1 pseudogene is annotated in these 281 nt (G+C 58.0%); it reads right to left on the bottom strand.

Going from position 1 to position 281, the window contains the following annotated elements:
- Positions 1-263: pseudogene (locus tag ISP15_RS18470) on the bottom strand (IS4 family transposase); the annotation flags it as partial.
- Positions 264-281 lie beyond the last annotated feature (18 nt).

Below are 281 nucleotides of genomic sequence, written 5' to 3'. Positions count from 1 at the left end.
GCATTTTTGCTTTTGATGGGGTATCGAGTTTTGCTCATGCAAACAGCGCGCGGATAACGCCGCTCCGAACGCCGTGGTGGAAGGATGAAGCGGCGGATGTTCTGACGCATGGCGCGAAGCTTGGCCGGCACACTACCCGGCGAGCGGGTGGTGGAGGTCCATAACCATTCGTCGATGATGTAGCGCAACGCCGTGGTGAAGCTGATGCGGCAAGGCGGCACCTTGGCTTCTTCAGCGATGCGGGTGATTTCCAGCCGGATCAAGTTGTACATCAACAGCGT

The sequence above is a fragment of the Dyella jejuensis genome (assembly GCF_044904675.1).
Lineage (GTDB): Bacteria > Pseudomonadota > Gammaproteobacteria > Xanthomonadales > Rhodanobacteraceae > Dyella_B > Dyella_B jejuensis.
The sequence above is the reverse complement of the archived record's forward strand: the minus strand, read 5'-3'. Positions and strand labels throughout refer to the sequence as shown.